Genomic DNA, 11,376 nt, shown 5'->3' on the forward strand with positions numbered 1-11,376 from the left:
GGGAAGCGCGCCGGCGGTTATGGCGTAGCTATAGGGCGCAGTCCCGCCGGAGGCACTGATGGCTTGGCTATAGGCCGAGCCGACGGTACCGCCGGCCATCGTCCCTGGCGAGATAGCGATGGTCGGAGCAGAGACCGTGATGGTCACGGTTGCTGGCGCGGATGTGCCGGAGGCATTGGTGGCGGTGTAAGTGAAACTGTCGGAGCCGGAATAGCCCGCCGTCGGTGTGTAGGTGATCGTCGTGCCCGAGGCTGTCGCGGTGCCATGGGCGGCCGCCGAAGCAACGCCGACGGAAGTTGCCACGCCGCCGGTAATATTCAGCGTGACCGGGTTGTTCGATGAACTGGCGGCGACTGTGGCCGATACCACATTGGCGACGGCGAGTGGGCTATAGGCAATCGTGAACGTATTAAGGGTGTTTGCCGGCGACCCGTTACCGTTCTGGTCGATGCCGGTGTATGAGTACAGGGTGACGCTGCCGCTGCCGCCGGTCGGAGCGCTCTTCAACGCTATGTTGAAAGTCCCAGTCGTTTTATAGTAGGTGAAGGTGTAGACGCCGCCATTGGAGCCGGATACATCTTCAGCCTTTGGATCGCCTGAGATGGCGTCGGCACCCACTCCATAGCTGTAGGCGGCCTCCGTTCCCGCCAACCGGAACAGCCCGCCCCACTCCGGCTCAACCGTCGGCTTGGCGTCACAAGAGGTTGTGTTCAGCGAGATCGATTGCGCAATGCTAGTGTAATCGAGCGTCCAGTTGCACGCCAAGGCGCTTGAACTTGTCGCCGTCCAGAACACAATGAAACCGAACAGGATGGAGGCGCACTTCGCCAGCGTTCGTTCCAGCGAACTTTTCCACAAACATCCTGAGCCGTCAAAGCTTAGATACGAAAATCCCTCAAGGTTCGGCAGAATGTACCGGAAGGGCAGGTGAAGCCTCTGCAGCAAAACCCCGGCAAAGAGGGGCATGGCTTTCATGATGATCAAAAGTATATTCGCCTTAAATATCGACATTTTACTTTTTACAAGACCCGTGAGGACTGCCCCAAGAACAATTTACGCTAATGTTTCAGGGAAATTGCACATCTTACTTGATTGAATTGATAACTACCCAAATCTATTGCGTGCGGTCAGACGGAGTGAAAATCAGTTCGAATCCAGCATTAAAGATTCGCCGCCTGTTTTGGTATCATGCTTTTTGCGGATCGATAATTTTCCCCGGATAGTTGCTGAAAGAGCGCAACGCTCCTTAATGGACGTTGCGAGCGCACTCCACACCAGGGTGGCGGACGGCCTGCGACGTTCATTTCTGTCGATGCGGAAAGGGCAGTTTTTGCGCTGGCGATCGCAAGGGCGTTGTCACGTTGTTTGGCAGTAATTGAAACGGCGCCCTATGCCTGAAATCAGGTCATGGTTCCAGTCACAGCCTTCCATTGCGCCATGGCACGGAGACGTTGAATGTAGATTGAAAGAGCTGAGCGTTTCGGATGCGGCGGGACGAAGAGATTTCGAACTGCTGAAAAGACCGAGACGTTGCAAGCCGCCGACAGATCGAAATCCTTGCATCACCCGTTCTCGTTTTCGAAGTGGTACGTGAGAATTCTCCGCACGATTGTTCAGGCCCTTGTGTGATCGATGTTCGACAGCGGGCATCACGTTCCGTCTTGCCGCACATATGAGCGCAGCTTATCGGTGACGATGCGCTTCGGCGCCAGGCATTGCTTCTTCAGCAGTCTGACCAGCAACCGCTTGGCAGCTTTGGTATCGTGGCGGGCCTGGACAAACTCGTCGAGAACGTAACCGTCCTGATCGACAGCGCGCCATAGCCAATGCTTTCGTCCGCCGATGGAAATGACGACCTCGTCCAGATGCCATATATCCTTTCGCAGCGGTGTCTTTCGGCGCAAGTGCTTTGTGTAAGCTGGGCCGAATTTGCGAGCCCATCGCCGGATCGTTTCATAAGACACAACAATACCACGCTCCAACAGCATTTCCTCGACCAGCCGCAGGCTCAAAGGGAAGCGAAAATACAGCCACACAGCGCGGGCGATAATTTGCCGCGGAAAGCGGTGGTTCTTGTAACTGATCGCGGGCGAGTTCATGTAAGCGGACTTAGCCCTCAACCGTTAAGCCAACGACAACGTGACATCGCCGCGAACTCTTCAAGCCTGAATCGTGAAGCGCGGATCTCACGTGAACTGGGTGTAGTTTTTAAGTTACATCTTAAACGCGTGGAACGAGCGGTGAACATTCATAGGACATATCGCGCATGTCCAATGACGGTACAGCAACTCGCGATGCCTTACGGATCCTGGAAAGCGGCTGTTTCAAACCAGTAGGCTTTCGCCGATCGAGGTACACGGCGGGTCCCTGTGAGGCAGTTCAATGATTCCCGACAGGCCGGTTACGGCTGGACATTCCTGTGTCGGTGCATAAAACGCCCGACGCGGTCCGACGCCGCAAGGTATATCTTTCTATAGTGCAAATGAAGTTGATGGATTTTCATTTTGCTACGTCGAACCGCAGCCGGCACCCGCCTGTTGCATCCAGCTCGGTCTGATACGTGGTCACGGAACGGAAACCTGCATTCCGCTCGTATGATCTCAAGTTGCTCCTCAACTCGCTCAGCGAATTAGATAGCGTGCGCACGTATTGTGGTGGCCGTTTCTACGTCCAGGCCTTCGGCTTGCGTTAAAACGTTGTCGAGGGCGTCCAACCGGGCGGTCAGTTCCCTATGCCAACGGACAGAACTCATCTTGGTTCGCTCTAGCAGTTTGTCAAAGTCGCATAGTGGCGCTGCCTCACTACCCCCATAGCCTGTGACGACATAAGGCGTTTCAATATCCGGTAGAGCAGTTGTCAGATGTGCTCATCTGACCCTTGATCTTGTCCTCTGCCACCATCCCGAGGAAACCTCCGAGCTCATTTCAATAGAACAGACGGCGCAAGAGCAGCTTCGTGTCAAGATATGTTGAAGCGCCGCCTGCAAACGCACAGTCGATCTCTCGGATTCGTCTGAGGGCTTCTGCACTTGCTCGCTCATTCACTTGGTCGACCGTTAGCGTCTCGGAGGTGCCGTCATGTGAGGGACCAAGCATCGTAACGGCGAACATCAACCGCCCGCGAGCCTTGCAAGCTTGTTCACCGCCATCCTCCCATTTGTTTGTTTGCAACAGTCCGTTTCCCTTTATAAAGCCGGCATACCATGCCTCTGACAACTACGGCAAGAACGGTAGGTGGCGGGTCGGTTCGCCTGTTGCAGTTCGGCACAAAGCGAGGTACTTCGCGATCCAGAAATCAACTTCGTGCCCAAGCGTCCGACTTTTTTTTGGTCAGCGCTGGCTGCTTTGCTCTCCAGCATCTCTGACAATTGTTTATTTCGCAGTCTTGAGCACATGGCGGTGGCGGTAGTTGTTGAAATAGCCCAAAAAGGGCTCGCGCCGACTTGGCGAAGGTGCACGGCCCAGATCCCCGACTTCAGCGTCGGCGTAGTCAGCCCGATGATAAGCGAAGCTGGTTGGCCGAGACGAATTCACACCTTTTCATAGGTAAACGACGTCAAGAGCGTGGTGACGAAATTGCTCGCCTTCTCCTTGACGAGAACCTCCGTCCACTCGTCGGTTCCCCGCAACATAAGGCCTGAATAGATGCTGTCGACCCCATGGGTGCTGCTCTACCTTGAACGGTGGTTGCAGGCGCCGGTGAGTCAGGGCGGGGAAGTGAGGGCGAGGGGACCAAGGTCGCTTCCCGGACACCTGCCTCTCAGAGTGTGTCCCGTTCTGTGCGCAGATTGGAGACCACGCGCCGATTCTGCACCTTGCAGGAACGCTCCGTGCAGTCGCGCACCTCGCGGTCGTTGCCATAGCCCTTGGCCCACATGCGGTTGGGGTCAACGCCCTTCGAGGCAAGATAGGCCATCGCCGCATCGGCGCGCTGCTGCGACAGCTTCGCCATCTTCGAGGCGGAGCCGCTGTCGTCGGAGAAGCCCTGCAACTTGACCAGCCAGCGCGGGTTGCTGTTGAGCCAGATCGCCTGCTTGTCCAAGGTTGCCTTGGCGACGGGATCGAGCCTGGCCGAATCCTGCGTGAAATAGGTTCGGCGGCCGACATTGAGGATGAAATCCTCCTCGCTGCCGGCCGAGACTGTCTCGAAGCCGGGCGCCGGATCGTCGGTTCTTCCGGTCATCGGCACCGCGGCTGGTTCTTCGACCGCAGCAATCTCGGAGGTGTTGCAGGCGGTCAGCGTCAGGAGAATGGCCGCAGCAGAAAGCAGCTTCGTACAGCCGGGCATAGCGGGCATCAGGGCGGTGTTCCTCATTCGACGGGGGGGGCGACCGGAGTTGCTTGACTGACCTCGGGGGCCTTGTCGGCAATGTGTGGCAGGACCTGAACGGCGGTGCCGATCGGGCAGCGCTGATAAAGATCGATCGCATCTTCATTGAACATGCGGATGCAGCCGCTGGAGGCATCCTTGCCGATACTACCCGGCTCCAGCGTCCCGTGGAAGCGATAGCCGGTGTCGATACCATCACGAAGCAGGTACATGGCGCGCGGGCCAAGCGGGTTCGTCGGCGAGCCCCCGTCAACGAACTCAGGCAGCTCGGGGTGACGTTCGCGCATTTCCGGCGGCGGTGTCCAGCGCGGCCAGAGCGATTTGCGGTCGATCGTAGCGCGGCCATACCATTTGAAGCCCTCGCGCCCGACGCCGACGCCATAGCGGATGGCCGTCTTGTTCTCCATGATCAGATAGAGAAAATGGTGCCTTGTATCGACAACGACCGTGCCGATCGGCTCGGTGCTGAAATATTTGACGACCTGACGCTGCCATTTCCTGTCGATCTTGGCGAAATTAGTGCTTCGGTAGGTCACACCATTGTCGACTGCGGCGCCGGAAAAATAGGACGTCGCCGCAGCGAAGACCGGTTTTTGGATTGCGTCGGCGCTAAGCAGTGCCAGACCACCAAGCATAATATCCCTGCGGGTGCATTCCATCGGCAATATCCCCCGAAAAGCCAAGAAGCGAGCCGCAGTAAAACAGATTGGTAATTTTCTACAATAAAAAACTCCCCGGCATCGCCAGATAGGTGATTGCACCGGCAGTCTTGCGGCATCGTGCCCACATGCCGGGTGTTATGTAGCAGTTGCCACCAACTCCCGGTCCAACGAAGCGACGAACGTTCACACAAAATACTGCTTCGCATGCCCCAGGAATTGAGCGCACAATCCAACTCGCGAAGCCAAGGACAACGCCGGGGCGCTCTGTGTTCTTCACCCGCAACAGTACTTTGGGTCCCTTTTACGGTTCTATTGATGGGTCTGTTTGCATCGAGCGATGCCCACATGGCGGCTGGCGGTTCGACCCGTCTGATTGCAAAGATGTAGATGGTGACGCCAGGCATCTCCGTGTTCGGACGTGCCTCCAGACAGTGTTTGATTGGTTTCTCGCGTCGTTCCTCGATGGTAACGGGCACGAGGTGCGCATTCCACAACGCTGCAACACCAGCGTCGTTGGGATTTCCGAAATTATCTCTTGCGTTTAATACGGCTATGCTAATCTGCAGCCTCCTCATCCATCTGCTCACGGTGAGGGGCAATGTACGACAGCATCTGCATGGCGTGTAAACGTTGACTTCATTTGGGGCAGGTCGCGTCGTGGGGCAGCGTGAATGAAATCGTCGAGGGATATGGTCTCGCCATCGCGCTCTGCGTCTTTCGGGTTGGCTGCAAAACTCTTCACTGTTCTCGTTCTGCTCGGCGCGATCGCTATCCTGGTCACAGCGGTGCTTGGCTACTTCCGCGCCCGTGATGCGATTGAAGCGGTGATATTTGATCACCTCACGGCGGCCCGCCAGAACAAGGTTCGCCAGGTCGAAACCTACTTCCGTACAATCCAGAGTGAGCTGCGGCTGCTGGCCACCTCGAAGATGGTTGTCGATGCAACGCGTGAGTTTCGCGGCGCGGTCGACCGGCTCGATCGGCAAGAATTGCCGCCAGAACTGCGTGAGAAGGTCACCGACTGGTATGCCGATAATTTCATCCCGCAGATGGCAAGGGTGTTGGGCAGAGAGCCGGCGCTGACCGACTACCTTCCGGTCGGCAATGCCCCATACTATCTGCAGCACCATTACATCGTCGCCAATCCGAACCCGCCGGAGAGGCGGAAGCTCGTCGACGACGCCGGCGACGGAAGCGACTACAGCCGGCTACATGCAATTTACCACCCTTTGATGCGCACGGCGGCCAACACGGTAGGCTTCTTTGATTTCATGTTGGCCGATCCCAAGACAGGGCGCCTGATTTACACCGTCCAGAAGGAAGTGGATTTCTCTACGTCTCTTCAATTCGGTCCGTACCATCGCTCCAACGTCGCCACCGCGGTTGCCCGATGTGCGGAAAGTGCCGATCGATCTGCGATCTGTCTCGAGGATTTCGCGCCCTATGCGCCGTCTGGTGGCGCTCCCATTGCCTTCATGGCCGCACCGGTGATCGACCGAGGCGACGTCATCGGCGTGCTGGTTGCGCAACTGTCGAACGAGGAGATCGACAAGGTCGTCACCGGAACCCGTCGCTGGCGGCAGGAGGGGTTCGGAGAAACCGGCGAGGCCTACCTCGTCGGGCCCGACTACTTGGTTCGCTCAGGCCCACGGGCGTTCTATGAAGATCGTGAGGGTTACTTCGCCGAGCTTAAATCCGTGGGCACATCGGACGCGGAAATCGCCGACATTCAGCGCTACGGGACGCCAGTGCTGCACCAGCGCATTGAGACCGCTGCCACTAGGGCGGCCCTTGCCGGTGTCGAGGGGACCGGAGACATTGTCGGCTACCGCGGCGTTCCCACGCTCGCGTCATGGGCCCCACTAGCAATCGCAGGCGTCAACTGGGGAGTTGTCGCCAAGATCGACAGCGCCGAAGCCTTTGCGGCGATCGACCAACTGCGCCGGGACCTGATGGTGGTTGGCGGGTTAGCATTGCTCGCCTTGATCGCTGCGGCCGCCTGGCTTGCGCGTGCAATGCTTGCACCCCTCAGGGAGCTCACGGCCGGCGTGAAACGCTTCGCCGCTGGCGATTACGACACCAGCGTGCCGGTTCGCACAGGCGACGAGATCGGGCAGCTTTGCTCGGCTTTCAACGGCATGGTCGAGGATCTTCGCGAAAAGAACGCGGTGATCGAAAACAAAAACCGTGAGAACGAGGAACTGTTGCTGAACGTACTTCCGGCGCCGATCGCAAATCGACTGCGCGGTGGCGAGGAACGGATTGCTGATGGCTTCGCGGAGGTTACAGTGGCCTTTGCGGACCTGGTGGGCTTCACCGAGCTTTCGTCCAACATGCCGCCGCAGGATGTCGTTAAGTTGCTCAATGGGCTATTCACGCGGTTTGACGCGGCGGCGCTGGACCTCGGGATAGAGAAGATCAAGACGGTCGGCGACGCCTACATGGCGGTTTGCGGACTGCCCGAGCCTTGCTCCGATCACGCCGAGCGCATGGTGCGCATGGCCATCCGCATGATCCATATCAGTCGCGAGCATGCGCTGGAGCACAAGACGTCCTTGAAGCTTAGGGTCGGTATTAACAGCGGCCCGGTCGTGGCCGGCGTCATCGGCAAGAGCAAATATATCTACGACTTGTGGGGCGACACGGTGAATCTGGCGAGCCGAATGGAGTCTGGGGGCGTTCCCGACTCCGTTCAGGTGACGCGTCGCGTTTATGAGCAGCTCCAAGGCCAGTTCGTCTTCGAGGCGAGGGGGGTGATCGAAGTCAAGGGCAAGGGGAAGGTGGAGACTTGGCTCTTAGGGTTGTAGGTGAGTAAAGAGCCAACTTTTGAGCGTCGCGACGCCCATCGACCAATGCTTGTCCGAAATCGGGGGCGGTGCTGACGTTGGATCAAGAAGCCGGTTTTGCACCGAACTGGTCAGAAATCTTCGCACCTATCTGGTCCAGAACAAGGCTTCGATTGTCAAATACTGCCGACGTTATTGGTCAGGCCAGTCGATCTTGTGTTCTCCGGCCGAAAGCGCCACCAACAGCCTCGTCAATGTCCGCATGAACAAGAAGCGTCAGATGCGCTGGTCTCCGATTGTCACCCACCGGGCCTTCAGGTCCGGGCCGCTGTTGGCGACGGCCGCCTCAAACAAGCCAAGTATGCCCTTGCGGCTTGACCCCCCCTCATCCTTTTCCCGCTCCCTGGCGCGTCAACTTCGCCGACCGGTTAGTGTTGCCACGCAACTTCGGTTCCAACGATTTGATTGGACCGCCTTCCCGGTAAGGGGGTCGCGGTTAGCGATCCCATCTATGGTCGTAGCCAGGATACGATAGAGGCCAGGATTAGCCATGGCGGCTTCTGCCTGCGCCTTCATCAGGGATCTTTCGGCGTTCTGTTGCCACCAGGTCCTCGCTACGTTCGCCCAGGTGTAGCAAGCAGATCCGTGAACGGGATCGGAACCGTCGAGCGCCAACTCTTCACTGTAGGCGGCGTTGGTTTCCACCACCACGACATTACATCCTTCGACGAAGAATTCCATGAGATGTCGCGTGGCTTGTTCGCCGTGCTTTTCGGTCATCTTGAACAATCGGGCGATCTTGACGGTGGTCTCTACAAGTTGATCCGCCGTTCCGCCGGATTCGGAAAACAGAGCTTCTGCGCTATGCTCCATTTCGCTACGCTTGGACGCCGGCGCGAAACCCTTCGTCAATCCGTAGAATGACGAACACGTTATCGGGTTAAGCTTTAGATTGTCCGGGGCCTCAACGCTTTCCGGCTTGCTTTGGGCGGTCGCCGATCGTTGATCACCCGATGTCAGCATAGGGTCGTCCCTTGCCGGTTCCTTCAGGTTCAGTGCCGTGGCTTCATCCTCAGCCGCATCCTTGACTTGCCTCGCAGCCTGTCCCTCCGCTCCCTGTTTCGCCTGCTCTGCGGCCCGGACTCTTGCATCAGCTTGCGCTCGAACTCGTGAGACCTCCTCTTCGATGTGCAGCGTTTGTTGTCGGGCGCCTTCGGCAGCATCAGTTCTTGGTGCATCTGCAGCCTTCTGTTGAGTGTCGTAGAGCGTTTGTGCCCGGGCTATTGGCCCCGCGCATTTTTCTTTGGTGGAGATCGCTAGTGCACGACCTTGCATTGGGCTCGCCAACAGCTCGGCTTCGAGCGTTACTGCCTGCTTTCTTGCGATCGCTTCATATTCCGCGCCCGGCAGCGCTGCGCTCTCTAGGACAAAGGCCAGAGCGTCGGCGGCAGCCATCCGGCTTTCTCGCAGTCCCTCAACGTAGCCATCGTACTGAGTTGTCGCGGACAGACCCCCGCTGCAGGTGGCGAGTTCTGTCGCCAGCCTTCGATCGCTACTGAGATCTGCTTCGGAAGCATTTCCCGCGGCGGCTGGCGCATATGAAACCAGAAGAACGCAGAAACTGCACGCGGAAGCGAAGCTAAGAACGTAGTTGGAAATCATCGTTGCCACCGAAGTTAAAGTCTTTGATCGGCTATCGGATCACAAGTAAGGGCGCCCAAAGATACGCGAGGAACGCTCGTCGTCAAATGGTAGGCAAAATGGTCAACGTCTGCACCATCTAGTGAAAGAGAAGTTAGCAGGAGACCACCGTCAGCTCCGGCAACACGCATGACCTGAGCCTTACTTCTGTAGCGGATTGATGGTCGGGTCGGTTTTCAGCGTTTTCAGCGAATGCATGGCACAACACGCGTCGACATTGAGACGGCAGAGGAGGGCGCGCTCAGCTTTGCTCGCGTCTAACTCCGTCATCCGCAGGCGGGTGGGCCAGGCTCTAAACGCAATCTCGCCGCTGCTCTCGCGCGACTGGGCCGGACATATGGCTGGATCATTCCCGCCGATACGGTGATCTGAAGCAGGTCCATGTACCGTTGACCTCGGCGCAGGCGAACGCCAGGCTGGCGGTTCCTCCTGATTCCCAAGCCTGGCTGACTGATCGCAAAGCCCGTGGGACTGCTTGAATCGGTTGGCGCGTGCCGCTCGCGATGGGACCATTCCCCATGGCAGCATCGAAGATGGAACGTTGCGGATCGACCGGCTGACTGCAGACGTTCCCGAAAACGCAGAAGAGCTGGTTCTCGATCTCTATCGTCGGATGCCGTCCGTGCGGATCACAGACATCTTGCCGGAGGTTGACAAGGCGATCGGCTTCTCCGACGCCTTCTCCCATCTGAGAACCGGAGCGCCATGCGCCGACCGGGTCGGCTTGTTGAACGTCCTGCTTGTGGAGGGACTGAACCTCGGCCTTCGTAAAACGGCGGAAGCCTCGAACACGCATGATTACTGGCAGCTCTCACGCCTCGCCCGCTTGACGGCGATTGACGGCGAAGCGTACATTTGGCCATGGATGAAGGATGCAAGGCTTGGGTAGGTAGTCGTTGGCTAGTTTCACGATTCTCTCCCAAGTGACGTCGGCCCTCTGACTGCGCCGCTGTAGGCATCGCCGCCAGAGACCAGTCACCCGATACCGGAGCGCGGAGAGCGCCCGGAGGTTCGTTGGAACCGCGAAGTAGGCGAAGTGCCCGCCGACGATCTGCCTCAGCCATTTTCCCTGTTGGGAGATTGGCTAGTGCATCCGCCGCCGCAGGTCCGCCTTGATGTCCTTGAGCTTCGCCCGCATGCGGTCGCCTCGGGTCTTCCGCTGAAGCTGGAAGTGCCCTTTGCGTGTTTTCCCGCAGATGAACGTGAACCCCAGGAAGGCGAAGGTCTCCGGTTTGCCGAGCCCGCGTTGCTGGCGGTTGACCGCAGCGAAGCGGCCGAACTCAATCAAGCGGGTCTTGTCCGGATGGAGCGACAGCATGAACTCCTCAAGCCTCGCGCGCATCGCAGCGAGGAAGCGACGAGCGTCGCCCTCGCGCTCGAAACCGACGATCAGGTCATCAGCATAACGCACGGTGATCATGTCGCCGGTGGCCTCGCGCTGTTGCCAGCGTTTGGCCCACAGGTCGAGCACATAATGCAGGTAGATGTTCCCGAGCAGCGGTGAGATCACCGAGCCCTGTCCCGTTCCCCTGTCACCTACGGTCACGATCCCGTCTTCGAGGATGCCCGCCTTCAGCCATTTGCGGATCAGGCGGATGATGCGCTTGTCGCCGATCCTGTGTTCCAAGAAGCGGACCAACCATTCCTGGCTGACCGCCCCAAAGAAGTTCTGGATGTCAGCGTCAATTATCCAGCTCATCCTCCGCTGGTCGATCGCCACGCATAGGGCATCCAATGCATCATGGGGTCCTCGACCGGGCCGGAACCCGTAGGAGAAACCACAGAAGTCGCCTTCGTAGATGGCATTGAGCACAACAGCGCGGAGCTCGTTGGGGATGACTTCGAGTGAATGGAGCGAAGATCGGGCGCGCGATGCGGCTCAGTTTTTGCAGGCGATC

The 11,376-nt window shown here is 58.1% G+C and carries 6 protein-coding genes and 3 pseudogenes; 3 read left to right on the forward strand and 6 right to left on the reverse strand.

Annotated elements, in window-relative coordinates; all coding sequences use genetic code 11:
- The 4 genes and pseudogenes from BLJAPNOD_RS35510 to BLJAPNOD_RS31770 form a co-directional block, all read right to left on the reverse strand.
- A partial coding sequence (locus BLJAPNOD_RS35510; RefSeq protein ID WP_244611168.1) for an Ig-like domain-containing protein occupies positions 1–1,011 on the reverse strand: 1,011 nt, incomplete at its 3' end.
- A 389-nt stretch (positions 1,012–1,400) separates the two neighbouring features.
- Positions 1,401–2,146: pseudogene (locus BLJAPNOD_RS31760) on the reverse strand (IS6 family transposase).
- Positions 2,147–3,759: 1,613 nt separating this feature from the next.
- The gene (locus BLJAPNOD_RS31765; RefSeq protein WP_244611169.1) at positions 3,760–4,296 is read right to left on the reverse strand and encodes an OmpA family protein; all 537 of its coding nucleotides are present in this window, start codon (positions 4,294–4,296) and stop codon (positions 3,760–3,762) included.
- A gap of 14 nt (positions 4,297–4,310) precedes the next feature.
- On the reverse strand, positions 4,311–4,988 hold the full coding sequence (locus tag BLJAPNOD_RS31770; RefSeq protein ID WP_115422711.1) for a L,D-transpeptidase: 678 nt from the start codon (positions 4,986–4,988) through the stop codon (positions 4,311–4,313).
- 725 nt (positions 4,989–5,713) lie between these two features.
- Here BLJAPNOD_RS31770 and BLJAPNOD_RS31775 point away from each other — a divergent pair.
- Together BLJAPNOD_RS31775 and BLJAPNOD_RS31780 are read left to right on the forward strand one after the other, a co-directional pair.
- A complete protein-coding gene (locus BLJAPNOD_RS31775) occupies positions 5,714–7,798 on the forward strand; it encodes an adenylate/guanylate cyclase domain-containing protein (protein WP_077505583.1) in 2,085 nt (694 codons plus the stop codon).
- Positions 7,799–7,901: 103 nt separating this feature from the next.
- Positions 7,902–8,155 (forward strand): annotated as a pseudogene (locus BLJAPNOD_RS31780) (ISKra4 family transposase); the annotation flags it as partial.
- Between the two features lie 33 nt (positions 8,156–8,188).
- Here the strand turns inward: BLJAPNOD_RS31780 and BLJAPNOD_RS31785 are convergent.
- Positions 8,189–9,439 carry a hypothetical protein gene (locus BLJAPNOD_RS31785; protein ID WP_147294621.1) on the reverse strand — a complete coding sequence of 417 codons (1,251 nt, stop codon included), beginning with the start codon at positions 9,437–9,439 and terminating at the stop codon, positions 8,189–8,191.
- A gap of 371 nt (positions 9,440–9,810) precedes the next feature.
- Here BLJAPNOD_RS31785 and BLJAPNOD_RS31790 point away from each other — a divergent pair.
- Positions 9,811–10,304: pseudogene (locus tag BLJAPNOD_RS31790) on the forward strand (Tn3 family transposase); the annotation flags it as partial.
- 258 nt (positions 10,305–10,562) lie between these two features.
- Here BLJAPNOD_RS31790 and BLJAPNOD_RS31795 read toward each other — a convergent pair.
- A complete protein-coding gene (locus BLJAPNOD_RS31795; RefSeq protein ID WP_343215837.1) occupies positions 10,563–11,291 on the reverse strand; it encodes a reverse transcriptase domain-containing protein in 729 nt (242 codons plus the stop codon).
- Between the last annotated feature and the right edge of the window lie 85 nt (positions 11,292–11,376).

The sequence above is a fragment of the Ensifer sp. M14 genome (genome assembly GCF_003355565.1).
GTDB lineage: Bacteria > Pseudomonadota > Alphaproteobacteria > Rhizobiales > Rhizobiaceae > Ensifer.